The sequence below is a fragment of the Brevundimonas sp. Leaf280 genome (assembly GCF_001422455.1).
GTDB lineage: Bacteria > Pseudomonadota > Alphaproteobacteria > Caulobacterales > Caulobacteraceae > Brevundimonas.
Genome location: NZ_LMNC01000002.1, coordinates 67,317 through 92,197, shown reverse-complemented (window position 1 = coordinate 92,197; position 24,881 = coordinate 67,317). Strand labels below are relative to the sequence as shown.

General features: G+C 66.6%; 24 protein-coding genes and 1 tRNA gene. 14 read left to right on the top strand and 11 right to left on the bottom strand.

All coding sequences use genetic code 11. The features are described 5' to 3' along the window. Positions 1-10 precede the first annotated feature (10 nt). Positions 11-1,240 (bottom strand): ubiquinol oxidase subunit II, encoded by a 1,230-nt coding sequence (cyoA, locus tag ASF31_RS03940; protein WP_055753810.1) that lies wholly within the window; start codon positions 1,238-1,240, stop codon positions 11-13. 210 nt (positions 1,241-1,450) lie between these two features. Between cyoA and ASF31_RS03935 the strand changes: the two genes are divergently transcribed. Beyond that, complete coding sequence (locus ASF31_RS03935; protein WP_055753450.1) at positions 1,451-2,803, top strand: MFS transporter; 1,353 nt, start codon at positions 1,451-1,453, stop codon at positions 2,801-2,803. Positions 2,804-3,016: 213 nt separating this feature from the next. Here ASF31_RS03935 and ASF31_RS03930 read toward each other — a convergent pair. Further along, positions 3,017-3,108: transfer RNA gene (locus tag ASF31_RS03930), tRNA-Ser, on the bottom strand. Between the two features lie 138 nt (positions 3,109-3,246). Here ASF31_RS03930 and ASF31_RS03925 point away from each other — a divergent pair. The 4 genes from ASF31_RS03925 to ASF31_RS03910 are packed head-to-tail and all read left to right on the top strand — an operon-like array spanning position 3,247 to position 8,052. Further along, positions 3,247-4,731 carry an exopolysaccharide biosynthesis polyprenyl glycosylphosphotransferase gene (locus ASF31_RS03925; protein WP_055753449.1) on the top strand — a complete coding sequence of 495 codons (1,485 nt, stop codon included), beginning with the start codon at positions 3,247-3,249 and terminating at the stop codon, positions 4,729-4,731. Continuing rightward, on the top strand, positions 4,728-6,188 hold the full coding sequence (locus tag ASF31_RS03920; RefSeq protein ID WP_369814628.1) for a polysaccharide biosynthesis C-terminal domain-containing protein: 1,461 nt from the start codon (positions 4,728-4,730) through the stop codon (positions 6,186-6,188). The genes ASF31_RS03925 and ASF31_RS03920 overlap by 4 nt, the downstream gene beginning before the upstream one ends. Next, on the top strand, positions 6,185-7,117 hold the full coding sequence (locus ASF31_RS03915; RefSeq protein ID WP_055753447.1) for a glycosyltransferase family 2 protein: 933 nt from the start codon (positions 6,185-6,187) through the stop codon (positions 7,115-7,117). The genes ASF31_RS03920 and ASF31_RS03915 overlap by 4 nt, the downstream gene beginning before the upstream one ends. Positions 7,118-7,119: 2 nt before the next feature. Further along, on the top strand, positions 7,120-8,052 hold the full coding sequence (locus ASF31_RS03910; protein ID WP_055753446.1) for a glycosyltransferase family 2 protein: 933 nt from the start codon (positions 7,120-7,122) through the stop codon (positions 8,050-8,052). Between the two features lie 5 nt (positions 8,053-8,057). Here ASF31_RS03910 and ASF31_RS03905 read toward each other — a convergent pair whose 3' ends face one another. From ASF31_RS03905 to ASF31_RS03890, 4 genes are all read right to left on the bottom strand, one after another. Then, positions 8,058-8,561 (bottom strand): DUF1543 domain-containing protein, encoded by a 504-nt coding sequence (locus ASF31_RS03905; RefSeq protein ID WP_055753445.1) that lies wholly within the window; start codon positions 8,559-8,561, stop codon positions 8,058-8,060. A gap of 11 nt (positions 8,562-8,572) precedes the next feature. After that, the gene (locus ASF31_RS03900; RefSeq protein ID WP_055753444.1) at positions 8,573-10,237 is read right to left on the bottom strand and encodes an FAD/NAD(P)-binding protein; all 1,665 of its coding nucleotides are present in this window, start codon (positions 10,235-10,237) and stop codon (positions 8,573-8,575) included. Positions 10,238-10,355: 118 nt separating this feature from the next. Further along, positions 10,356-11,057, bottom strand: a complete 702-nt coding sequence (locus ASF31_RS03895; protein WP_017506474.1) for a hypothetical protein — start codon at positions 11,055-11,057, stop codon at positions 10,356-10,358. A 47-nt stretch (positions 11,058-11,104) separates the two neighbouring features. Further along, positions 11,105-12,544 carry a chain-length determining protein gene (locus tag ASF31_RS03890; protein WP_055753443.1) on the bottom strand — a complete coding sequence of 480 codons (1,440 nt, stop codon included), beginning with the start codon at positions 12,542-12,544 and terminating at the stop codon, positions 11,105-11,107. A 121-nt stretch (positions 12,545-12,665) separates the two neighbouring features. Between ASF31_RS03890 and ASF31_RS03885 the strand changes: the two genes are divergently transcribed. Beyond that, entirely contained in the window at positions 12,666-13,415 is a 750-nt protein-coding gene (locus tag ASF31_RS03885; RefSeq protein ID WP_055753442.1) for a polysaccharide biosynthesis/export family protein, read from the top strand. An 8-nt stretch (positions 13,416-13,423) separates the two neighbouring features. Here the strand turns inward: ASF31_RS03885 and ASF31_RS03880 are convergent, their stop codons facing one another. Then, positions 13,424-13,729 (bottom strand): hypothetical protein, encoded by a 306-nt coding sequence (locus ASF31_RS03880; protein WP_055753441.1) that lies wholly within the window; start codon positions 13,727-13,729, stop codon positions 13,424-13,426. Positions 13,730-14,045: 316 nt separating this feature from the next. On the opposite strand from ASF31_RS03880, the gene ASF31_RS03875 reads away from it, so the two are divergent. The 3 genes from ASF31_RS03875 to ASF31_RS14395 all read left to right on the top strand — a co-directional run bounded on the left by ASF31_RS03875 (position 14,046) and on the right by ASF31_RS14395 (position 16,476). After that, positions 14,046-14,630, top strand: coding sequence for an RcnB family protein (locus ASF31_RS03875; protein WP_055753440.1), 585 nt, complete (start codon positions 14,046-14,048; stop codon positions 14,628-14,630). 162 nt (positions 14,631-14,792) lie between these two features. Beyond that, positions 14,793-15,824: an RcnB family protein gene (locus ASF31_RS14700; protein WP_235551241.1), complete on the top strand. Its 1,032-nt coding sequence runs from the start codon at positions 14,793-14,795 to the stop codon at positions 15,822-15,824. Positions 15,825-16,161: 337 nt separating this feature from the next. Continuing rightward, positions 16,162-16,476, top strand: coding sequence for a hypothetical protein (locus ASF31_RS14395; protein ID WP_156355859.1), 315 nt, complete (start codon positions 16,162-16,164; stop codon positions 16,474-16,476). Positions 16,477-16,542: 66 nt separating this feature from the next. On the opposite strand, the gene gatB is transcribed toward ASF31_RS14395, so the two are convergent. The 4 genes from gatB to ASF31_RS03850 all read right to left on the bottom strand — a co-directional run bounded on the left by gatB (position 16,543) and on the right by ASF31_RS03850 (position 20,448). Further along, a complete protein-coding gene (gene gatB / locus ASF31_RS03865; RefSeq protein ID WP_055753439.1) occupies positions 16,543-18,036 on the bottom strand; it encodes an Asp-tRNA(Asn)/Glu-tRNA(Gln) amidotransferase subunit GatB in 1,494 nt (497 codons plus the stop codon). 2 nt (positions 18,037-18,038) lie between these two features. Continuing rightward, positions 18,039-19,517 (bottom strand): Asp-tRNA(Asn)/Glu-tRNA(Gln) amidotransferase subunit GatA, encoded by a 1,479-nt coding sequence (gene gatA, locus ASF31_RS03860; protein WP_055753438.1) that lies wholly within the window; start codon positions 19,515-19,517, stop codon positions 18,039-18,041. Between the two features lie 2 nt (positions 19,518-19,519). Continuing rightward, a complete protein-coding gene (gene gatC / locus ASF31_RS03855; protein ID WP_039247681.1) occupies positions 19,520-19,807 on the bottom strand; it encodes an Asp-tRNA(Asn)/Glu-tRNA(Gln) amidotransferase subunit GatC in 288 nt (95 codons plus the stop codon). A 95-nt stretch (positions 19,808-19,902) separates the two neighbouring features. Further along, on the bottom strand, positions 19,903-20,448 hold the full coding sequence (locus ASF31_RS03850) for a hypothetical protein (RefSeq protein WP_156355858.1): 546 nt from the start codon (positions 20,446-20,448) through the stop codon (positions 19,903-19,905). A 73-nt stretch (positions 20,449-20,521) separates the two neighbouring features. Between ASF31_RS03850 and ruvX the strand changes: the two genes are divergently transcribed. The 5 genes from ruvX to ASF31_RS03825 all read left to right on the top strand — a co-directional run bounded on the left by ruvX (position 20,522) and on the right by ASF31_RS03825 (position 24,745). Beyond that, complete coding sequence (gene ruvX / locus ASF31_RS03845; RefSeq protein ID WP_055753436.1) at positions 20,522-21,001, top strand: Holliday junction resolvase RuvX; 480 nt, start codon at positions 20,522-20,524, stop codon at positions 20,999-21,001. Further along, on the top strand, positions 20,998-21,921 hold the full coding sequence (locus ASF31_RS03840; protein WP_055753435.1) for an AEC family transporter: 924 nt from the start codon (positions 20,998-21,000) through the stop codon (positions 21,919-21,921). The genes ruvX and ASF31_RS03840 overlap by 4 nt, the downstream gene beginning before the upstream one ends. A gap of 39 nt (positions 21,922-21,960) precedes the next feature. After that, a complete protein-coding gene (locus ASF31_RS03835; protein ID WP_055753434.1) occupies positions 21,961-22,941 on the top strand; it encodes an aspartate carbamoyltransferase catalytic subunit in 981 nt (326 codons plus the stop codon). 145 nt (positions 22,942-23,086) lie between these two features. Beyond that, complete coding sequence (pyrC, locus tag ASF31_RS03830; RefSeq protein ID WP_055753433.1) at positions 23,087-24,358, top strand: dihydroorotase; 1,272 nt, start codon at positions 23,087-23,089, stop codon at positions 24,356-24,358. A gap of 63 nt (positions 24,359-24,421) precedes the next feature. Next, positions 24,422-24,745, top strand: coding sequence for a GIY-YIG nuclease family protein (locus tag ASF31_RS03825; RefSeq protein ID WP_055753432.1), 324 nt, complete (start codon positions 24,422-24,424; stop codon positions 24,743-24,745). Positions 24,746-24,881 lie beyond the last annotated feature (136 nt).

The window sequence follows — 24,881 nt, the reverse complement described above, 5'->3', positions numbered from 1 at the left end:
CTGTGTTCGCTCAGGCGTTGGGGGCGGAACGGACGTCGGTCGGAACCGGCCCCGTGGCGAAGGGATTGCGGGCCAGCGTCGTCAGCGAGGCCATCGGTGTCTGACCGGGCGACAACCCCTGCCCGGTCAGGCGCTCCAGGCTGGTCGGTCCGGCGACCGTATCCAGTTCGGCGCGGCGCATGCGGTCGGCGGCCGCCGCTTCGGCCTGCAGCGGGGTGCAGATCGTCATGACGTAGCTGTCGTTGGAGCCAAAATAGGCGGGCGATTTTCCGCGACCGGCGTATTTGTCATAGACCAGCGGCATGGTGTTGCGCACCGACGCCATGGACAGGCCGCCCTGTTTGTCGATGGCCATCATCTCGCCCATACACATCTTGCCCGGCTCGACGCACATGTTGAGGATCGCGTCCCACAGCGCGCCGTCCACGGCGCCGAAGCGCATGACCGGCACCTTCTCGCTGGGCTTTTCCAGCTCCAGATAGCGATCGCGGTCCAGCGTCTGGCCGCCCTGGCGCACTCCGGCGATCCATTGGTCGAACCCGGACTGATCCAGACCGTGGAAAGCGAAGCGCATGTGCGAGAAGCCGTCGCCGGAATAGTTGGCCGAGAAGCCTTCGTATTCGCCCGGACGGTTGATGACGGCGTGCAGCTTCGTCTCCATGCCCGGCATGGCGTAGATCTGGCCGGCCAGGGCGGGGATGTAGAAGCTGTTCATCACCGAGGACGAGGTGATGTGGAAACGGATCGGACGGTCAACCGGCGCGGCCAGTTCATTGACGGTGGCGACGCCGTACTGCGGGTAGATGAACATCCACTTCCAGTCGAGCGCGACGACATTGACCTGCAACGGCTCGACGCTTTCCTCGACGGCCTGGCCCGGCTTGATCCGGTCGATCGGACGATAGGGGTCCAGCAGGTGCGTGCCAGCCCAGGTCAGGGCGCCCAGGCAGATGATGATCATCAGCGGCGCGGCCCAGATGACCAACTCCAGTGACGTGGAGTGGTCCCAATCGGGACGGTAGTCGGCCTCGGCCTCCTTGTTCGACGCTCGATACTTCCAGGCGAAGAAGACGATCAGACCCATCACGGGCAAGATGATGATCAGCATCAGCAGGGTCGAGATCATCAGCAGATCGCCCTGCTGGGATGCTACGTCGCCGGCAGGGTTGAGGACGACCAGGTTGCAGGCCGACAGCAGGGCCACGATGGGCGCGAGCAAAAGAAGGCGCAGACGGCGCAAGGCGGATCCAATCGAAAAGCGTCGGGCGAGGGGGAGGCGCCGCGACGGTTGGCGTTCGTAGGCGGCGGGATACTCAGCTTCAATCAGGAACGACATTGGGCAATATGTCCTATCCTCACGAGGCCGCTTTCATCGCAAAGGGCGCCCGGTCATAATGCGGCGACCTGCCGTACGGCCGATAATTCAGTCTCACACGGAGCGACCAAGCCCATGTCCGCCTCGACGACCCCTTCGTCAGAGTCGCTGGAACGCGACGCCGCCGCCCTTCACACGGGCCATGGCAAGGTTGACGCCGGCGAGATCGCCATCGGCGTCATTATCGGCCGAACTTCCGAGTTTTTCGACTTCTTTGTTTACGCCATCGCTTCGGTGGTCGTTTTCCCGCAGTTGATCTTCCCCTATGCGGGCGCGGTGGGCGGCACCCTGCTCTCCTTCGCCGTTTTCGCCCTGGCGTTCCTGGCCCGGCCGCTGGGCACCGTCCTGTTCATCGCTATCGACCGCAAGTTCGGGCGCGGCGCCAAGCTGACGACCGCCCTGCTGCTGCTGGGGACCTCGACCGTGTCGGTGGCCTTTATCCCGGGATATGAGAGCATCGGCATGTGGGCGCCGGTGCTGCTGGCCCTCACCCGTATCGGCCAAGGCGTCGCCTTGGGCGGCACCTGGGACGGTCTGGCCTCGCTGCTCGCGCTGAACGCGCCCGAGAAGAAGCGCGGCTGGTACGCCATGATCCCGCAACTCGGCGCGCCTATCGGCCTGCTGGTGGCCTCGGCCCTGTTCGCCTTCTTCCTGAACACGCTGTCGGCCCCTGACTTCCTGGATTGGGGCTGGCGCTATCCGTTCTTCGTCGCCTTCGCCATCAACGTCGTGGCCCTGTTCGCGCGCCTGCGCATCGTAGTGACGCCGGCCTTCCAGAAGCTGTTCGAGACGCGCGAGCTTCAGCCCACGCCGATCAGTCAGGCACTGCGCGACGAAGGCCCCAAGATCGCCATCGGAGCCTTCGCTCCGCTGGCCAGCTTCGCCATGTTCCACATGGTCACCGTCTTCCCGCTGTCGTGGGTGTTCCTGTTCACCAAGGAAACGCCGGTGCGCTTCCTGCTGATCGAGATGGTGGGCGCCGTCTTCGGCCTGCTGGCCATCCTGGCCTCGGGCATTCTGGCCGACCGCTACGGCCGCCGCACCTTGCTGGCGATCACGGCTGCCGGTATCGCCGCCTTCTCCGGCTTTGCGCCGCAACTGCTGAACGGCGGCCCGGTCGGCGAGCTGACCTTCATGATCTCCGGCTTCATCTTGCTCGGCCTGTCGTTCGGCCAGGCCTCTGGCCCCGTGGCTTCCAGCTTCAGCCTGACCAACCGCTATACCTCCTCCGCCCTGACCTCGGACCTGGCCTGGCTGTTCGGCGCGGGCTTTGCGCCCCTCGCGGCCCTGTGGATCTCCAGCCAGTTCGGCCTGATCGCCGCCGGCGCCTATCTGCTGTCGGGCGCCATCTGCACCCTCGTGGCCCTGTGGCTGAACCGCGAACTGGCCCGCAGCTCCTCCGACAAGGACCGCGCCAAGGCTGTCTAAGCCGACGCGTCACCGCGCATTAAAAGATACGGCCCGCAGTCGCCTGCGGGCCGTGTTGCGTTTGCGGCAGATGGTTCGGCAGGGTTGCGTGTCAACAGACGGCCTGTTCACCACGTGGCGACGAAGTCAGCAGCGAGCAAAGCGACAAGACAGGTGACGTCCATGACCCAACGCGTGGGCGGGTCGGTTCAAACGGCGGACGATTTGAGGAAATGGCGGAGACGGAGGGATTCGAACCCTCGGTACCCCTTACGGGGTACGACGATTTAGCAAACCGTTGCCTTCAGCCACTCGGCCACGTCTCCTGCGAGGGCGTCGATAGCGGAGGCTGATGCGTCGCGCAATCCGGTTCGAGAGAAAGCGTCCACGTTAACGCGACATAGAGGCCCAAGCGGCAGTATCGCGGCCATCATTCGCCCCCCGGATCGCTTCTGGACCGCCTGTTGCTCGACCGCCCCGCCATTCTCGCCGCCGACACGCCGCTGAAAAGCCGGCCGTCGCGTGGGCCGTTCCGCCCGGAGATTTGGCTGAATGCGCGCGAGCGATCGTCCGTACGTCTGTCCGCGCATTATTTCCGGCTGATCGACGTGCTGATGGTCTGCGGGCTGGCGTTCAGCGCGGTCCTGGCGATCCAGCCGACGGGCTTGGCCTCGATCACGGTCGGCGACGCCGCGCCCGTGGTCATCGGCGCCGTTTTGGTGCTCGTACTGATGCGCGCACTTCAGCTTTATCGATTCGGGCGCGACACGCCCTGGCCTCTGCACATGGCAGGCGTGGTAGGCGTCGGCGTCGTCTCGGCAGGAGTCGCGCTCGTGCTGGGGTGGCTGCTGGACCGCCCGGCGCTGGACGTCATTGCGCCCTGGACCCTGACCACGACGGCCGCCTTGGCGGTGTTGCACGGCCTGTGGCTGGTCGTCATTGCTCGGTGGCGTCGGCTGGGCGTGCTGTCACCCAACATCGTCATCGTCGGCGCGACCCGAAACGCGCGACGTCTGATCGAACAGGCGTTGGAGCGGCGCGACATGAATGTGCTGGGCGTGTTCGACGACCGCTTGGCCCGATCGCCAGAGAGCGTCGCCGGCGTGCCGGTGCTGGGCGACGCCAAGGCCCTGCTGACCCACCGACTGACGCCCTATGTCGACCGGATCGTCCTAGCCATCGATCCCGAGGCGGGCCAGCGCGTGCGCGACCTGACGCAGACCTTGAACGCCCTGCCCAATCCGCTGACGGTCCTGGTCGATCCGGAATTGGGTCGCGACGGGCTGCTGAACAGGCTGGCCAATGCGCCTCTTGCGTCCTTGGACGGCCCCGTCGATCCGGATCGCCGCGCCTTCAATAAGCGGATGCAGGATCTGGTGATCGGCGCCGCAGCCCTGGTCGTCGCTGCGCCCATCATGGCCTTGGTCGCACTGGCGGTGAAGCTGGACAGCCCCGGCCCCGTCTTCTTCCGCCAGCGCCGTCACGGCTTCAATCATGAGACCATCGTGGTGTGGAAGTTCCGCTCGATGCGTCACGAGGCCGCCGACGCCAGCGCCAGCCGTCAGGTCTGCCCCGGTGACGACCGCGTGACCCGTGTCGGCCGCTTTATCCGCGCCACCAGCCTGGATGAACTGCCGCAGATCTTCAACGTCCTGTCCGGCGAGATGTCCCTGGTCGGCCCTCGCCCCCACGCCATCGGCATGAAGACCGGCGAGACCGAGTCCGCCCTGCTGGTCGCCGAATACGCCCATCGACACCGGATCAAGCCCGGCATGACCGGCTGGGCCGCCATCAAGGGCTCACGCGGCCCGGTGGACACCGAGGCCCAAGTGCGTGAACGCGTCCAGCTGGACATCGAATATATCGAGCGACAGTCCTTCTGGCTGGACCTGTGGGTCATCGCCGTCACCATTCCCGTCCTTCTGGGCGACCGGGCGGCCGTGCGTTGAGCGAGAAGCGCATGTTCTGGCGCGGCGTCTGGGGCTATCTGCCGGCCCAGATCGTCCAGGGGGTCGTCGGTTTTCTGACGATCTTCGTCTTTACGCGCCTGCTCAGCGCCGACGACTTCGGCCATTACGCCCTGGCGTTTTCGGTCACGACCCTGGCCCACACCGTGACCTTCACCTGGCTGGAAGCGTCGATGGCGCGCTTCTGGGCGGCCGAGCGCACACCCGAGGGAATGGCGACCCATTTCGCCAGTCTGTACCGCACGTCGTTCACGATCATCGCCGTCTTCACCCCGATCGCGGCCCTGATCGTGTGGCTGGCGCCGCTGACGCCGGCGTTCAAGATCGCCGTCGCCTTCGGCCTGGCGGGCGCGCCCGTGCGCAACCTCGCGAAGCTGGCGCAGGAGCGGTATCGCGCGGCGGGCGAGGTGTCGAAATCCGCCGCCGTGGACATCGGCGTCGCCATCCTGGGCTTTCTGGTCGGGGCCGGATTCGCCCTGGCCGGCGCCGGCGCGGCGTCGCCCCTGCTGGGTCTGGCCATCGCCCCCCTGTTCGCCCTCCCCTTCATCCTGCCGGGCGAATTGCGACATGCGACGGGCGGGACCTTGGATCGCGTCCGGCTCAAGGCCTATGCCCTGTATGGCTATCCCATCGCGGCGTCGCTGACGCTGGCGCTGGTGCTGGCCTCGACGGATCGGTTCCTGCTGGCGGCCTTCATGGATGCGGCGGCGGTCGGCGCCTATCACGCCAGCTACAGCCTGGCGAACCGGACGCTGGACGTCATCTTCATCTGGCTGGGCGCGGCCGGTGCGCCGGCCATGGTCATGGCGCTGGAGCGCGGCGGACGCGAGGCCCTGCGTCAGACGGCCATCGAGCAGGGATCGACCCTGATCCTGATCGGTCTGCCCGCCGCTGTCGGTCTGTCGCTGGTCGCGTGGCCGCTGGCGGAGTTGATGATCGGCCAGGATCTGCGCGCGGCCGCCGCCCTGGTCACACCGTGGATTGCGGCCTCGTCCTTCCTGTCGGGCATGATCGCCTATTATTTCGGCTTCGGCTTCACCCTGGGTAAGAAGACCGGCCTGCTGCTGGTGACCATGGCGATCCCGGCCCTGTGCAACGTCGCGCTGAACCTGATGCTGATCCCCCGCATGGGCGTGACCGGCGCCGCCGTCTCGACCACGGCCAGTTTCGCCATCGGCCTGATCGCCTGTATCCTGCTCAGCCGCCGCGCCATCGCCCTGCCCATGCCCTGGGAGGCGCTGATCCGCTGCGGGATCGCCTCCGCCGTCATGGCCGGGGTCGTCTGGATGATGCCGCCGCTGGGCGGTTTCATGGAGCTGATGCTGGACGCGAGCGTGGGCGGCCTCGTCTATGCCGTCGTCGCCCTGACCCTGAACGCCGCAGGCGTGCGTGACGTCCTCATGCGCCTGATCCGCGCGCGCCGGAGCATGACGGCATGAGCGTCCAGATTCACGACAACGCCGCCTGGGCTCAGGCGACGCCGACGATCTCGGTCCTGATCCCCTTCCTGCGCGACGATCCGCAAGGCCTGTTGCGCCAACTGGACACCGAGGCCCCCGCCCTGTCCGGCGCGGTCGAGTTGATCCTGCTGGACGACGGCACCGCCGACGCCGATCTGACGACCCGGCTTCAGGCGACCACCGACACCCTGCATCTGCCCGTCCGCCTGATCACCTCGGCCGCCAACGAAGGGCGCGCCAGGGGCCGTAACCGCCTGACCACCGCCGCCCGAGGCGAGGCCTATCTGTTCCTCGACAGCGACATGCGGCCCGACACGTCCGTCTTCCTGCAAAACTGGCTGCGACTGACGAAGGATGACGCTCCCGCTGTGGCCTTCGGCGGCTTCTCTCTCGATCAGGCGCCGACCGACGCCCGGTTCGCCGTCCACCGCGCCCTGTCCGGCGCGTCTGAATGCCTGCCGGCGTCCCAGCGCGCCCTGACGCCCGAGAAATACGTCTACACCTCCAACCTGCTGGTGCGCCGCGACGTCTTCGCCGCCGAATCCTTCGATCCCGGTTTCAGCGGCTGGGGCTGGGAGGACGTGGAATGGGCCATGCGCGTCTCGCGCCGCTTTCCCGTCGTCCATATCGACAATCCCGCCACGCATATGGGCCTCGACACGGTCGAGGATCTGGCCCGCAAGTTCGACCAGGGCGCCGGCAACTTCGCCCGCGTCGTCGCCCTGCACTCCGCCGTCGTCCAGACCTATCCCAGCTACAAGGCCGCGCGCGCCCTGAAACGCCTGCCCGCCCTGCCCTTTGCGCGCCGCATGATGAAACAGGCCGCCCTGACGGTGGCCCTGCCGGTCAAGGCCCGCGCATTCGCGCTGCGTCTCTACCGCGCCGCTGTCTATGCGGACGCCGTCTGACCATGCGCGATGTCGCCGTCATCATCCCGACCCTGCGCCGCCCAGGCAGTCTGGAGCGCGCCCTGCGCTCGGTCTTCGCCCAGACCGGATCGCTGCACCGCGTGGCCGCGATCGTCGTCGCCGACAATGACCCGCAAGGCTCCGCCGCCGTCCTGATCGAGCGCCTGCGCGCCGAGGCGCCCGTCCCCCTGACCTATGCCAACGCCCCCGTCCCCGGCGTCGCGACCGCGCGCAACGTCGGCCTGTCCGCGACTGACGCGCCCTTGATCGCCTTCCTCGACGACGACGAGGCCGCCTCTCCCGGCTGGCTCGCCGCCCTGCTGGACGCGCAAGGCCAGACCGGTGCCGATGTCGTCTTCGGCCCCATTCGCGGGCGCGTGCCGGACAACACCGGCTGGACCACCGCCTATCTGGAGCGGTTCTTCGGCCGCGACGGCCCGCGCGAGACCGGCCCGACAGACGACATCCACGGCTGCGGCAACAGTCTGATGGTACGGGCCACCGCCCTGCCCGGCGATGCGCCTTTCGATGTCGCCATGAACGAGACGGGCGGCGAGGACGACCGACTGTTTACCGCCCTGTCGGCGCGCGGCGGCCGGTTTGGCTGGGCCGCCGACGCCTGGGCGGACGAGTTCGCCCCGCCCCACCGCGCCACCCTGAAATACACCCTCACCCGCGCCTTCGCCTATGGCCAAAGCCCGACCCAGATGGCCGCCGCCCGCCGCGACTGGCCCGGCGTCGTCAAATGGATGCTGGTCGGACTGGCCCAGACCGGAATTTGGGGCGCCGCGTCCGTCCTTTGTGCGATCCTGCGGCGTCCTGATCGCGCAAACGTCTACGATCGCTGCGCTCGTGGTCTCGGCAAGGTCTTCTGGACCAAGGGGTTCGAGCCGAGACTATACGGCGCGGCGATGCTGGGCCGCCCTACTGCCTGACCCGCTCAGCGGATCGGCATATAGCGGCAGGTGAAGTCCGGATCGCCGCTCATAAGGCTGGGCTTGAGGTGGATATACAGGCGTTCGGCGCCCGCAACGTCGTCCAGCGCAAACGCCTGTTCGGCCTCATACATCTCGTCCCGGTGCGCGTCCGTCCAACCCTTGGCCAGTTTGATGGCGCGCGCCTTGGCCGCTGGCAGGCTATCGGCGACGACGAAGACATTGCGGTGCTGTTCCGCAAACGCCACCCCGTCGTAGCCGCCCAGGTTGACGTAGTAGAGCTTTTCCTTGCCCTCATAAGGCGTCGGCGACAGGCTGACCTCATAGCCGTCTGCCTGCGAAATCTCCGACCAGCAATCGATGTGCAACGTCCCTTGACGTCCCCACCACTGCGCCAGCAAGGCGTCTTTCGTCGCTTCGATCGTGGGGGCGACGAGGAAGCGCATATCGTGCACCTCGATATTGGCGCCGGGGTGCTCCCCGCCGATGTAGATCGCAAACAGCTTCATTCGTCCTCGCGTCAGGCCGCCGTATCGGCAAGATCGACCGCAGGCTTTGCGGTATTCAGGATCAACGCCAGTCGCCGACCGACGATCCCGCCCATTTCGTGCGAACTGGTGATCCCTTGCGCGAAGGGATGCCGTCCTATGATGAACGGCAGGCTGAGACAGAACAGCCGATCCATCGGCAGGGGCGCGTCGACCGGCCGAAACATGTCATCGACCGCAATCCCCCGGATGACATCGGGCGCGTCATTCGCAACCTGATCACGCACGATCCCTTGCTCCAACAAGGACAAGAAAGGAAACTGGATGCCGCTCAGAGCCGCTTGCCCCGTCGCCTCGATAAAGATCGGGAAGTGGCGCGTCGTGTCGCCGATCGTCACCCGCGCGCCGCCTTCGGGACAACGCGTATCGACATCGTAGTCGTCGCCCAGGGCGATGACATCCAGCCGTCTGGCGGTGTGCAGCGCCAGCATCCGCTCGATCGATTCGTGCGGCACACCGGCGTAGATATCGACAAAGATCGGCTTGAAGGCGCGGCTGAACCGCTCGAACTGGATGCTGTCCAGATGGGGCACGATGACGGCGACGATTTCATGCATGCGCAGGATGCCGTCGCGCCAGGCCACCGTCACCTCTGCGGCATGGTTCGCCTGAGCCTCCTTCAGGTTCGCGGCGGCCCAGACGAAGGGATCAACCGATGCCCGCCGCGCGAAATAGCTCTCGGCGAAGGTTTCCAGCGTCCCGTCATGCAGTCCCGTCTCGGCGGCGTAGTTCGGATCCAAGTGGATCAGCTCGGCTCGAAACAAGTCGAACACGGCGTCCAGCAGCCTGTCAGGACCGCGCGCTACAGCCGCAGCGACGGCCTCGGGCGTGCAATAGGTCAGCGGGCCATGCGGCAGCGGAAAATAGAAGTCTGCTTCGGGCAGCAATCCCTTTCGCGACATCATGGCGATGTGGAAATCTTCGGTATCGGACGCGGGCTGATAGATCAGCCGATCATCTCGTCGAACGAAGTCCCCGTGCGACGTGGCCAAGGCGACGGCCGCATCGATGGCCGTCAACGAAGACCCCCGAATGCCGATGCGTGTCGCCGGAACATTTGCGAGATCGGATGAAGGCCAGGGGCTGAGGAAGTACCCGGGCTGGGCGTCCGGCCGCGACGGCCACTGGTGACCCGTCGCCAGAACCACGTGGTCGAATACAGCCTTGGCGACCTTCCGCGACGGCGGCGACGTGAAGGTCAGCTCGATACCGTCCTTGCGGTTCGCTGCATCGATGACCCGGCATCCCGTCCGCACATCGATGACGACGCCCATCGCGCGGGCCTGCTGAACCAGGGCGGCGAACTGATTTTCGAAATATCGTCCCAGGGCGACGCGTGGGACGAAGGTGCGCTCATCGAGCGACGCCCCATCCACGTCCAGCTCTGCCAGTTCGGCGGGCGTTCGTGCCGACAGCCAGTCGGCCAACGTGTCCTGTAACTTCGGGATCTCTATGCTGGCGATGTTGGACAGCATCGCCGCGTCGTTCCAGTCCGGGCTGTAGGGGCTGCCGCAACCGGCCGTCTCGCGCGCCTCGAACACCGTCACCCGCGCCGAAACGGTGCCTTGAGACAGCAGGGCATGAAGAGCGTAGAGCGTCGTCGGCCCCGCTCCGACGAATGCGACGGACTTTGTCATGGCCACACAATGCGCAAGACGCGGAAAGGCGCCGCATCCACGCCGAGCTTCGCCGCAAATGCTTCATTTTCTTGCCGAATGTGCGAAAGCGGACGCCGAAAAAGCGCTTCGGAAGGCTTCAGCCCATCAATCGCCGCAGGAAGCCCGGCGCCTTGTATGTCGAGCGATTCATGACCACGCCGGCGATCTTGCCGCCCACCGCTTCGATCTCGTCGCGCAGGATGACCGGGGCATGGGCGGCCGTGCTTTCGGCCGCGATCACCAACACCGTCATGTCCACGAAGGGCGCCAAGATGATCGCCATGTCGTTGCGATCGGCGGCGGGCGCGTCGATCACGATGGTGTCGGCGTGGGGCCGCAGCGCCTCCCAATATCGGGGCTCGCCGACGGCCTCGACCCGGTGCCCGGACCGCAGCGCTTCCATGTGGAAATGCGTCACCCACAGGCGGCCGCCCAGGCAGGACCGCGCCGTCAGCAGTCGCGAATCCGGCACCGGCTTGCCGTCGCGCCCGGTCACGCGCGGCGTCACGGCGTAGAAGCTTGAGCCGTCGGGCGAGCCTTGCGCGGCCTTTCCGACCTGGCCGAACCGATCCGGCTCGGCCGACACCGTCTCCAACTGCCCCTGTTGCGCCAGATCGCCGTCGATCAGCCAGACGGGCTTGCGCGCCCGCACCGCCGCCAATCGGGCGAACTCTCGCGCAACGGTCGAGACACCCTCGCCGGTCGCGGCGGAGGCAAACTGGATCACGCGCGCGCGGTGCGCCGGCGCCGGTCCCAGCGCCGCCCACAGGCCCGCCATTTCTGAAGTCAGATCGACCATCGAATCGCCAAGGCGCTCCCTAAGCCCTCAGCCTAGCACGAGTTTCGCTAGGCTGCCTTGGCGGGCGCGACGGCCAGGACCGGCATATCCAGCGTGCGGCTGACCGAGGCCGGCGTCGTGAAGCCGCGCCGTGTGAAGACGCGCAACAGGCCCACGCACAGGGCGGTGAAACCCGCGAACAGGAAGGCCGCCGCCAGCAGCGGGATCTTCAGGCTCTTGCCCGTCGCCGGCGGCTGGGCGCGTTCGATGACAGTGACGTTGTCGGCGCCGGCGGCCACCAGGGCGTTATCGGCGCGGCTCTGCGTCTCGCGCTGCTGGAACTCTCGGATCGAGGCGCTCAGCACTTCGCGATTGCCGGCCAAAGTCGTGTTCTCGGATTCCAGCGCCGTCAGCCGCGCCTGCCGCGAACGGATATCGGCCAGCTGCCGGTCCAGAACCGCCAGACGCGCCGCCAGCGAGTCGCGCTCGGCCCGGGTGTTGATCCGCGTGGTCTCCAGCTCGGTCCAGACAGGGTTCGGTCCGGTGCGGACTTCCTTCGCCCCAACGGCCGTGCCGGTCGCGACATAGGCTTGCAGTTGATTGATCCGCGCCTCAATGTCCTTCACCGGCTGGGCGTCGGGCTGATAACGCGACAACAGCTGCTCGCGTTCGGTGCGCAGTTGCAGCACTTGGTCCTGGGCCGAGATGTTCAGATCCTGCTGCAGCGCCACCTCCGCCGGCGTTCCCGCCTGCTGCGACACTAGAGTGTTCAGCCGCTGGGCGGTCTGGTTCAACTGGCTCTGTGTCGACATCCGGTCGGTGAAGACCGTCTGATAGGTCGCCGCCAGCGTCGCCTTGGCCGCCGTAAAGTCGCCGATGTCATTGGAGGCCAGGAAGGCCTCATAAGCCCTATCCGCATTACCGAGTTCATCCTCGAAGGCGATGCGTTGGCTGGCGATGGCCGGCGTCTTGTCTTGAAAGACCTCGCGGCGATAGATCAGATATTGCTCGATGATCGTGTTTAGGATCCGGGCCGCCCGTTCGGGATCGTCAGCCTTGTAGGTCAGATGGATGACCGCGCTGCCCGGCGCCGTGGCGACGCCCAAGCCGCCGCCGACGGCCTTCAGCGCGGCGGACCGCGCGGCCTGCGGACTGCCCTTGGGCTGCTCGCCCAGGATGGCGGCGGTGCCCAGGGCCTCGACCACCTTCTGGCGCACGGCGCTGGAGCCCAGGATGGCGGCTTCGGAGTTGGCGACCTCGTCGCCCTGCGGCGCCTGACCCCGCTCGGCCGTGCCGACGCGCGGCTGATAAACGTATTCCTGACCCACGCCTGCGAAGACCGAGCCGGTTGCGGTGTAGCTCTTCTTCAAGGTCATGGCGGCGGCGAACCCCAGCCCCAGAATCACCACGAAGACGACGATCATCAGCAGCAGTTCGCGGAACAACAGGCCGATCACGTCCAGAACGCCGTAGCGCGGCCTTGTGGTGACGTGTGCGGTGGAGCGCATCGGGCGGGCCGAATCCCTTGAAAGGCGTGTAGTCCTAACCCTTCGCCCACCGGCGTTAACCGATGATTACCCATAACCGGCGACGTTGCCTGATATCCCTCGTCGAGGCCGACCGATTCCCATGCTGACCGATCGCCGCCTGTTTCTGCTGACCCTCGGTTCAGCCTCCATCGCCGCCTCGCTGGCGGCCTGCGGCGGGGCCGGCGGCGTTCCCGATCCCCGGCGCGCCGACCGGTCGCCCTACGACGCGCTCGCCGGCCTGCCCTTCGCCCCCTGGACGGACCAGGAGCCGGAATATCTGCTGTATCCCGGCGACGAGATCGAGGTGGCGACGCCGACCGCCTCGGAGCTGACGCGCACGCTCAAGGTCGGTCCCGACGGCCGTATCGCCCTGCCCCTGATCGGATCGGTCATGGCGGCGGATCGCACCCTGCCCCAGCTTCAGCAGGTCGTCTCTGCGGCCTATGCGACCCAGCTGGTGCGCCCTGCCGTCGAGGTCACCCTGCGCCAGGCCGGCCCGATCCGCGTTTGGGTCGATGGCGAGGTGCGCAACCCGGGCGTCTTCGAAATGATCGGCGATCTGGACGCTTATCAGGCGGTGATCCAGGCTGGCGGGTTCGCCCCGACGTCGCGTCAGGACAGCGTGGCCCTGATCCGTCGCGGTCCGGGTGGATCGCGCATAATGCGCGTGGTGGACCTGCGTCCGCGTCGCGGCGAGGTCGTACCGTTGCGGCGTGGCGATATCGTCTTCGTGCCGCGTTCGACGCTGGGCGAATTGGCGGCCTTCTTCACTCAGGTCCGCGCCGCCCTGCCTATCGGCTTCAGCTATTCGATCAACGGATCGAACGGCAACGGCTACGCCCAGTTCTAGATGGTCGTTTAGGCGACCAGCTGAACGACGCCCTGATCGATGTAGCGACGCGCGGCCTTCTGGGCTTCGGCGATCTCCTCGCGTTCCATCTCCAGGCTCATCTCGCGGCGATAGACGCGCGCCTCGATCGAACCCTTCATGGCCGCCAGGTTGAAGATCATGTGGGCCGACACCCGGTCCATCGGGCAACCGCCCGATCCGGCCGAATACATCATGCCCAGTTTGAACAGGTCGTCGCCGGACATGTCCGGGGTCGGCAGCGGCAGACCGTCGTCGCTGGCCTGCAGGTCGAGCGCCATTTCTTGCGCGTTCATCACCGTATCTCCTGATCGGGCGCCATTCTGGGCCCGCCTCTGAGACGCCATGAAATACCGGTGGTTTGAAGTTAAAGTTAACAGCAAAGGGGGTCGCGCGGACTTTTCAGTAAAGCAGAAATGAATACTTCCAACGGGATTCAGACCTCGGAAATCTCTCGGAAATCTCTCGTTCACGCCTTGCCAGCGGAACTTACGAGCGCTCCGCAAACCTGACGCGATCGTTCAGCGGGCATTCAGGCGCGAGATCCGACCTTGCTCATCATTAACGGGTCGAGTCGGCACATCCGTCGGCGGCCCAGAATGGAGCACGAAGATGAACCGCCTCACCAAGGCCGCCGTCGTCGCCCTCGCCCTGTCGACCACGGCCGTGCCGATGCTCGTTCAGGCCCAGGACCGCGACCGCCGCGAGTATCGTCAGGATCGCCGTGACGACCGCCGCGACTTCCGCCAGGAACGCCGTGAAGATCGCCGCGACTGGCGCGACGGTCGCTATGACAGCCGCCAAGACTATCGTCGTGATCGCCGCGACGACCGCCGCGACTATCGCGACGAACGCCGGGACGACCGTCGCGATTGGCGCAACGACCGCTGGGACCGCAACAACAGCAACTGGTGGCGCGGCCGTTCGGACTTCCGGGGCTATAATGGTCCGCGCTCGGGTTACTGGTATGCGCCCAGCTACGGCTATTACCGGGTCGAGCCGCGCTACAGCGGCTATCGCTGGCGCACTGGCGGCTATCTGCCAGCGCAGTATCGCAGCTACTACGTCCGTGATCCCTATGTTTACGGTCTTCGCGAAGCACCGCGCGGCTATCGCTACGTCCACGCCGGCAACGACATCCTATTGATCGCCGTGGCCAGCGGCCTGATCGCCAGCGTCCTCTCGGGCGTCTATTAAGCCCCGTCAAAACCGGACTATCAAACCCCGCAGGTCTTGCCTGCGGGGTTCTGCTTTTTCGGACAGCCCCTTGATTGCGAACAGTGTTCAGCCTGGGTTCATCGCCACGGATCGATGATTGCCTCAAGCCGCCGGAGACCCGGCGTGCAGGAACCAAAGACCATGAAACGCCTCCTGATGGCTTTCACCGCCATCGCCGTCGCCGGCCCGCTTGCAGTTCCGATGCAAGCCCTCGCCCAGGAACAAGACCAGGCTCAGCAGGAACGGCCGCAGCGCGAAGGCCGCGCCCGCGGCATGAACCGGCCCGAGCGTCCGCAGATGGGTCGTGAAGACGGACCGCGCGAGCCTCGCCCCGAACGTCCCAGCCGACCCGCAAACGATACGCCCCGCCCCGAGCGCCCGTCGGGTGGCGAACGCCCCAATGCAGGCGGCCAACGTCCGGATCGTCCCGAAAGCGGCTGGAACCGGCCTGATCGCCCGAACACCGGCGGCCAGCGTCCGGACCGGCCCGAAGGCGGCTGGAACCGACCCGATCGTCCGAATACCGGCGGCCAGCGTCCCGACCGCCCCGAAGGCGGTTGGAACCGACCTGATCGTCCGAACACTGGCGGCCAGCGTCCAAACCGGCCCGAAGGCGGCTGGAACCGACCTGATCGTCCGAACACTGGCGGCCATCGTCCCGACCGCCCCGAAGGCGGCTGGAACCGACCCGATCGGCCCGACCGCCCAAATGCTGGCGGTCAACGTCCCGACCGTCCCGGAAACGGCTGGAACCGTCCCGACCGTCCAGGCTCGGGCTGGAACAACGGTCGTGACCGCGACCGTCAGCACCGCGAGTTCCGCCAGCGCTTCAACGGCGATCAATGGCGGCGGGATTTCTATCGCAACCACCGCTCGGACTGGTGGCGCAATGATCGGCGCTTCAGGGGTTACAACGGCGTTCGCGTCGGCTTCTACTTCGCGCCGGGCTGGGGCTACTACAGCGTGCCGCGCTCCTATTGGGGTCGGTCGTGGTCGGTCGGTCAGTATCTGCCGGATGCCTTCTGGCGCTATCAGTTGAACGACTGGCGCACCTACGGTCTGGGCTATCCGCCCGAGGGCACACGCTGGGTCTCGGTCGATAACACTCTGTATCTGATCGACGAATACGACGGCTATATTATCGACGTCATCCGCGACGCCTGGCGCTGGTAACAGCCTGCCGATTTTGCACTTCCGCCCGACGGCCCCGCGCCGTCGGGCTTTTTTATTGCTCCGCTTCGCTGAAGGATTACGAACCGTGACCCTCGCGTGACCTTGTTCCGGTGCGACATCTTGTCAGGCGTCATTGGATCGCCAGGTATTCGAAGCCCTCATCTGCGCCACAAACACCGCTCAGCCGAGATCAGCTTCAGCAATCAGCGCTGGAAACGACTTGAAACCTGCCGGACGAAAATCGGACGCGATGCGCTCCGACGCTGGTCTTCGTCGCCATTCGCGATGACGTCCGGAAGCGTTTCCGGATGGCGTTTCAACCGAAGGACATGTCCCGATGAAGATCGCACTGACCGCCCTGGCCGCCTCGATGCTGCTGGCCGGCGCCGCAACCGCCCAGCAAGCGCCCAGCGCGCCGCCGCCTCCGCCGGTCGATCATCAGACTCCGCACCATCCGGCACCGCCGCCGGTCGATCCCGCCGTGCCTGCGCCGCCCGCGCCCCCGGCGCCGCCCCCTGTCGATGAGTCCGCTCCTCCTCCGCCGCCTGCCCCGCCCGCTCCGCCAGCGCCGACCGACCCGGACGCCCCCGTCCCGCCTGCGCCTCCGGCTGCCCCTGCACCGCCGGCGCCGCCCGTACCGCCGTCAGCCTAAACACAGAATTGAAAAGGCCCTGCGGAGCGATCCGCAGGGCCTTTGCTTTTCGTTCGACGCCTCGCCCTACAGGCCCAGCTTGGCCTTCAGGATGTCGTTGACCGCCGCCGGATTGGCCTTGCCGCCCGTGGCCTTCATGACCTGACCGACGAACCAGCCGATGGCCTGGGGCTTTTCGGCGACCGCCGCCGCCTTGTCCGGGTTGGCGGCCATGATCTCGTCCACGGCCCTTTCGATGGCGCCAGTGTCCGTGACCTGTTTCAGGCCGTGCTTCTCGACCACCTCGGCCGGCGAGCCTTCGCCGTTCCAGACGTGATCAAAGACCTCCTTGGCGATCTTGGACGAGATCACGTTCGTCTCGATCAACTCCACCAGCTGCGCGACGTGCGCCGCCGGCAGCGGGTTCTGGCTGAAGTCCTTACCCTCGGCCGCCAGGCGCGCCGAAACCTCGTTGGTGACCCAGTTCGACACCAGTTTGGCGTCCCGACCCTTGGCGGCGGCTTCGAAATAGTCGGCCTTGGCCTGTTCCGAGATCAGCACGATGGCGTCGTATTGCGACAGGCCGTAGTCGGCCATCAGACGTTTGCGCTTGTCGTCCGGCAACTCGGGCAGCGACGCCTTGATCTCGGCGATCCAGGCCTCTTCCAGGTCCAGCGGCAGCAGGTCGGGATCGGGGAAGTAGCGATAGTCCTGCGCCTCTTCCTTGGACCGCATCGAGCGCGTCTCGCCAGCCGTCGGATCGTATAGACGGGTCTCCTGAGTGATCGAACCGCCGTCCTCCAGGATCTCGATCTGGCGGCGCGCCTCATACTGGATCGCCTGAGAAATGAAGCGGAAGCTGTTGACGTTCTTGATCTCGCAGCGCGTCCCCAGATAGCCGAAGTCGCCCGTCTCCTTGAACTTGTCGTAGTTCCCGGCCCGGCAGACCGACACGTTCACATCGGCCCGCAGATTGCCCTTCTCCATATCCCCGTCGCAGGTGCCCAGATAGATCAGGATGGTCCGGATCTTCTTCACATAGGCCACCGCCTCGTCCGGCGTGCGCAGGTCAGGACGAGAGACGATCTCCATCAGCGCCGTGCCGGCCCGGTTCAGGTCGACGTAGCTTTCGGTCGGCGACAGGTCGTGGATCAGCTTGCCCGCGTCCTGCTCCAGGTGCAGCCGCTCGATGCCGACGTTGAAGAAGCTGCCGTCCTCGGCCTCCACCTCGACCACGCCTTCACCCACGATGGGGTAATAGAGCTGGCTGATCTGATAGCCGGTCGGCAGGTCGGGATAGAAGTAGTTCTTGCGGTCGAACTGGCTGCGGCGGTTGATCTGCGCGCGCAGGCCCAGACCCGTCTTCACCGCCTGTTCGACACAGTGTTTGTTCAGCGTCGGCAACATGCCGGGAAAGCCCGCATCGACCAGCGACACCTGCTCGTTCGGCCCCGCGCCGAAGCCGACGGCCGCGCCGGAGAACAGCTTGGCCTTCGACGCCACCTGGGCGTGGATTTCCAGGCCCATGACGATTTCCCAATCGCCGGTGCGGCCTTTGATGGTCTTGGTATTGTCGCTCATGCTCACCACCACTTGCCCGGCTTGGCCGTGAAGCCCGCCGCCCGTTCCAGCGCGGCGCCGACTTGGAAGACCGTCGCCTCGTCCAGCGCCTTGCCGATGACCTGCAGACCCAGCGGCAGACCGCCGGCGTCTACGCCAGCCGGCACCGAAATGCCCGGTAGGCCGGCCAGATTGGTCGTCACCGTGAAGACGTCGTTCAGATACATGGTCAGCGGGTCGATCTGCTTGTCGCCCAGCGCGAAGGCGGCCGACGGCGTCGACGGCGTTAGTATGGCGTCCACCTGGCCCCAGACGTTGTCGAAGTCCTCGGCGATGCGGCGACGAACCTTCAGCGCCTTGACGTAGTAGGCGTCGTAGAAGCCGGCCGACAGCACATAGGCGCCGATGGTCAGACGACGCTGGACCTCCTTGCCGAAACCCTCGGCGCGCGAGGTGGCATACAGGTCGTCCAGCGACTTGAAATTCTCCGCCCGGTGCCCGAACCGCATCCCGTCGTAACGGGCCAGGTTCGACGACGCCTCGGCCGGCGCGACGATGTAGTAAGTCGGCAGGGCGTATTTGGTATGCGGCAGGCTGATCTCGACGATCTCGCAGCCGGCGTCCTTCAGCCAGGCCACGCCCTGATCCCACAGGGCCTGAATCTCGGCCGGCATTCCGTCCACGACATATTCGCGCGGCACGCCGATACGCAGCCCCTTGACCGACTTGCCGACCGACTGGGTCCAGTCAGGCGTGGCGATGTCCAGGCTGGTCGAATCCTTGGCGTCGAACGAGCACATGGATTGCAGCAGCAGGGCCGCGTCCTCGACCGTCTTGGCGATCGGCCCGGCCTGATCCAGCGATGAGGCGAAGGCCACCATGCCAAAGCGGCTGGCGCGGCCATAGGTCGGCTTGATCCCGACCGTGCCGGTGAAGGCGGCGGGCTGGCGGATCGAGCCGCCGGTGTCCGACGCGGTCGCAGCCAGGCAAAGGTCGGCCGCCACGGCCGAGGCTGAACCGCCCGACGAGCCGCCCGGCGCCAGCTCGGCGTTCGAGCCGGTTGATTTCCACGGATTTTTGACCGGACCAAAGGCCGAGGTTTCGTTGGACGAGCCCATGGCGAACTCGTCCATGTTCAGCTTGCCCAGCATGACCGCCCCGTCGCGCCACAGATTGGCGGTGACGGTCGATTCATACGGCGGCACGAAGCCGCGCAGCATGTTGGAGCCGGCCGTCGTCTGGACGCCCTCGGTGCAGAACAGGTCCTTGATCCCCAAAGGCGCGCCTTCCAGCGCCCCGCCCTGGCCGGAGGCGATGCGGGCGTCAGACGCGCGCGCCATGTCCATGGCCTTGTCCGCCGTCACCTGGACATAGGCGTTCAGGGTCGGATTGGCGGCCTCGATGGTGGTCAGGAAGGCCTGGGTGATTTCGGCCGAGGTGAAGTCCTTAGCCTTCAGCCCGTCGACGGCGCCCTTCAGGGTCAGTTTGGTCAGGTCGCTCATGACTATTCGACCACCTTGGGCACGACGAAGAAGCCATCCGCCGACTTGGGCGCATTCGACAGGACCGCATCGACCTTGGCGCCGTCGGTGACGACGTCGTCGCGCAGGCGCAACGGCTGGGCGACGTTCGAGGTCATCGGCTCCACGCCTTCGACATCCACCTGATCCAACTGCTCGATCCAGGCCAGGATGCCGTTCAGCTCCTGCGCCAGCGGCTCCAGCCGGTCCTCGGGGGTCTTGATGCGGGCGAGATGCGCAACCTTGCGCACCGTCGCAGCGTCGATGGCCATGCGGCCCTCCAACACACAAAATGAAAACGAAGCGGTCGGATTAGCCGCCTGCACTGGGATTCACAAGGATCAGCCGCCCGTCGTCAGGCGTGATCTCACTGCGACGTGCTGACGGACACCGCGTCGGGCGGCGTCTCGCCGCTCGGGGGGAAGTCGATCTGCACCGTGCGCTCCACCTTCAGGATGTCGCCGCCCGCCCCCGCCGTGTCCTGACGCACCGCCAGGACCACACGTCCGGCCTTCGCCTCGACGACCTTCCATTCGGCGTAGTCGCCCAAAGGATAGGCGCGCCAGCCTTCGGCCGGGCCGCCGAACAGGGCGAAATAGGTCACCAGACCATTCACCGCCGGGTCGCCTCCCGACAGACTGAAAACCTTGGCGTTCTGGTCCGGCAGGGCCTGCAACTGCGACACGTCGGCGGCCGTGCCGATCTCCTCGCGTGAAGCGGCCGTGCGGCGTTCACCAGGCCCGACCGGCTTGGCGGTCGGAGTCGGGGCCGCACGCGTGATCGCGGCCGGCGTCGGCGCGGCTGCCGCAGTCTGAGTATCCTGTGAGTTCTGGGTCTTGGCCGGCGTGTCGGACTGTCCGCACCCACTCAGCACAAGCCCAAAAGCCGTCATCGCCGCTGTCGCCGTGCGCATGTCATCGTCCTTCCTGTCGATCGTCGTCACCATCGCCTTTGACTTCGGCCCGCGCCAGTCCTAACCGCAGGCCGTGCCCGTCCTAGACCTCCTCGATCTGCCCGCCGCCTGCCCGCCCGACACGCCGTGGATGGGGTTGGATCTGGGCGAGAAGACCATCGGCGTCGCCGTGTCGGATTCCACCCGCCTGATCGCCTCGCCGCTGGAGCTGATCCGCAAGTCCAAGTTCACGCAGGAAGCCGAACACCTGTTCAAGCTGATGGCGCATCGCAGGATTTCGGCCCTGGTCATCGGTCTGCCCGCCAACATGGACGGCACGGAAGGCCCGCGCGCCCAGTCGTGCCGCGCCTTCGCCCGCAATCTGGAGCGGCTGCGGCCCGTCAACATCGCCTTCTGGGACGAGCGGCTGTCCACCAGCGCCGTCGAGCGTTTCCTGATCGAGGATCTGGACCTGAACCGCAAACGCCGCGCCCAGGTCGTGGACCGCACCGCCGCCGCCTGGATTCTGCAAGGGGCGCTGGATCGGGTTCGGGACCAGGCGACCTGGGTTTGACGGCCCTGATCGCCGGCGTCCTGCCGGTCTTTCTGATGATCGCCCTGGGCTACGGCCTCAGAAAGTCCGGCTTCCTGCCCGACGAGGCCTGGCGGCCGATCGAGAAGCTGTCGATCAACATCTTCTACCCCAGCTTCCTGATCCCCGCGATCTGGCACGCCGACCTCGCCGGCGGCGGCGCGACCGTGGCGGGTGCTGCGGCGGTCGGGGCGACCCTGATCGTGGCGGCGGCGACCCTGGCGTCCAAGCCTCTGATCACCCTGGATGGCCCGGCCTACACCAGCGTCTTTCAGGGCGTGATCCGCTGGAACAGCTTCGTCTTCGTACCGGTGATCCAGTCGGTCTATGGCTCGGAAGGCACGGCCTTGGCCGCCGTCGCCATCGCCTTCATCATTCCCGTCACCAACATCGCCTGCGTCGCCGTGCTGGCGAAATGGGGGTCGCTGCGGCGCGAGCCTTCCGTTGTCGGCCTGATCAAGTCGATGCTGGCCAATCCGATCCTGCTGGCCTGCCTGATCGGCCTGGCGCTGAATCTAATGCATGTGCCGCTGATCCCTGGCCTGTCGGATGCGATGGACCTGCTGGGCGCCGCCGCCCTGCCCCTGGGCCTGATCGTCGCCGGGGCGGGTCTGTCCTTCGCCGAGGTCAAACGCCGCCGCACCACCATCGCCGCCGTCAGCCTGGTCAAGCTGGGCGTCATGCCGCCGCTGATGTGGTTCATCGCCTGGGCGTTGGGCGGCGACAGCCTGGCGCAGGGCATCGCCCTGATCTGCGGCGCCGCGCCCGGCTCGGCCGCCTCCTATATCCTGGCGCGTCAGATGGGCGGCGACGCGCCCCTGATCGCCGGCGTCATCGCCCTGACTACCGTCGGCAGCGCCGTGGTCATCCCCATCCTTCTGGCGCTGTTCCATTTCGTCTGACTCGCGTTCAGGCCGAGTCACGCCTATAGCCGCGTCTCGATGACCCAGCCCGCTCAAGTCACCGACCAGACCATCCGCGACCGGCTGGTCCCGTTCCCGAAACCGCACTTCCTGGCCGCATCGGACCTCGATCCGTATGTGACGCCGCAGTTGCTGGATCTCGGCGACGCCTTCGTCGATTTCAATCGTCAGTCGTCCAAGGCCCTGGATCTGCTGCACGGCCGCACGGTCGTGAACCTGTTCTTCGAGAACTCAACCCGCACCTCCTCCTCCTTCGAGATCGCCGCCAAACGGCTGGGCGCGGACGTCGTCACCATGCCGGTCGCCTCCTCCTCCGTGAAGAAGGGCGAAACCCTGATCGACACGGCGGTCACCCTGAACGCCATGAAGCCCGACATCCTGGTCATCCGTCATTCGGCCTCGGGCGCGGCCGAACTGCTGAGCCAGAAGGTCGGCTGCGCCGTCGTCAACGCCGGTGACGGCCGCCACGAACACCCGACGCAGGCCTTGCTTGATTTGATGTCCATGCGCCGCGCCTTCGGCGATGTGACCAGCCTGACCGTCGCCATCTGCGGCGACATCACCCACAGCCGCGTGGCGCGCTCCAACGTCGCCCTGTTGCAGATGATGGGGGCGCGCGTCCGCCTGATCGGTCCGCCGACCCTGGTGCCTGGCGACGCCGACCGCTGGGGCTGCGAGGTCTTCCATGACATGCGCGAGGGTCTGAAGGGCTGCGACATGGTCATGATGCTGCGGCTTCAGCTGGAGCGGATGGCCGGCGCCCTGGTCCCCTCGACCCGCGAATATTTCCGCTTCTGGGGCCTGGATCGCGAGAAGCTGGCCTGGGCCAACCCCGGCGCCCGGGTCATGCACCCCGGCCCCATGAACCGCGGCGTCGAGATCGATTCCGACGTGGCCGACGACCTGGACGTCTCGCTGATCCAGGATCAGGTCGAGATGGGCGTCGCCGCCCGCATGGCCGTGTTGGCCTCCCTCTCCGCCCGTTGGGGGGACAAGTGATGGACCGCAAGCACATCCGTCACCCTCGGGCTTGTCCCGAGGGCCCACCCGTCCGCCACACGAGCGCCCGCCGCTCAGTCTCCGCCATCCAACAACCGAGCCGCCCCCGCCGTGGGCCCTCGGGACAAGCCCGAGGGTGACGGGAATGAGTACGATCGCAATCCTCAACGCCCGCCTGCTGGACCCCGCCACCGACTATGACGGTCCCGGCGGCCTCCTGATCGAGAATGGGCGCATCGTCCGCGTCGTCCACGGCGCAGCGCCCATCGCCGCCGACCAGACCATCGACGCCGACGGCCTGTGCCTCGCGCCCGGCCTGATCGACATCCGCGTCAAGACCGGCGAACCCGGCGCCGAACCGAAAGAGACGCTGAAATCCGCCAGCCTGGCCGCCGCCGCCGGGGGCGTGACCACCATCGTCGTCCAGCCCGACACCGATCCCGCCGTCGACGACCCGGCCATGATCGACTTCATCCAGCGGCGCGGCGCAGCCCTGAACCTCGTCAACGTTCGCGCCGCCGGCGCCGCGACCAAGGCCCTGGACGGCCAGCGCATGGCCGAGATCGGCCTGATGGACGAGGCGGGCGCCCTGTATTTCACCGACGGCGACAAGGTCATCGTCAACAGCCGCACCCTGCAACGGGTGATGAGCTACGCCGCCGCCTTCAACGCCCTGATCGCCTGCCGCCCGGCCGACCCCTGGCTGACGGAAGGATCGGTCGCCGCCTCCGGAGAACTGGCCACGCGCCTGGGCCTTTCCGGCAGCCCGGCCATCGCCGAGCGCATCGGCCTGGAGCGCGACCTGGCCCTTGTCGAACAGACGGGCGCGCGGTTCCTGGTGGATCAGATTTCGACCGAGGGCGCGCTGGAGACCCTGGCCCGGGCGCGGGCCAAGGGGCTGGAGGTCGCCGTCAGCGTCTCGATCAACCACCTGTGCTTCAACGAGGTGGACATCGGTGACTACCGCACCTTCTACCGGCTTGACCCGCCGCTGCGCTCGGAAGCCGACCGGCAAGCCCTGATCGAGGCGGTGCGCGAGGGCCTGATCGACGTCATCACCTCGGCCCACGCCCCGGCCCCCGCCGAGGACAAGCGCCGTCCCTTCGCCGAGGCCGCGCCCGGCGCCGTGGGCCTGGAAACCCTGCTCCCCGCCGCCCTGACCCTGCACCACGAGGACGGCCTGGACCTGCTGGACGTGCTGCGCCCCCTGACCCAGGGCCCCGCCGCCCTGCTGGGTCTCGACGCCGGCGTCCTGGCCGAGGGCGCGCCCGCCGACCTGGTCCTGTTCGACCTCGGCGCGCCGATCATCATCGACGCCGACGCCCTGCACTCCAAATCCAAGAACTCCCCGTTCGACGGCCGCAGGCTTCAAGGCAAGGTGATCGGAACCTGGGTGGGCGGTCGCAAGGTTCACTGACCTCAAACAACCCCGTCACCCTCGGGCTTGTCCCGAGGGCCCACGCCTGACAACACTTCGCTCATGGAACGAGGCTTGGTCGCCGTCTACATCATGACGAATGGCATACGCGGCACGCTTTACGTCGGCGTGACCAGCGATCTCTACCGACGTGTTAGTGAACACAAGGCAGGCGTGATCGCCGGCTTTACGAAGGATCACGACCTCAAACACCTCGTCTGGTTCGAGCCTCACGAGCGCGTCACAACGGCCATTCAACGCGAGAAATCGATCAAGCGGTATCTTCGCGACTGGAAGTTCAACCTGATCGAGCGGGACAATCCGAACTGGGACGACCTGTCCCTCGTCTGGAATGCGCCACCGGTCTGGCGGCATGGGCCTGAGTAGAACGGTTGATGCCAGAAACAGCCTAACCGTAGGCCCTCGGGACAAGCCCGAGGGTGACGGATTTCATGTTCTAGGGCCGACTTGCCGCCTCATTCGTCTTCAAGGCTGACCACAGTACAGCTTTGAAGGATTCGTC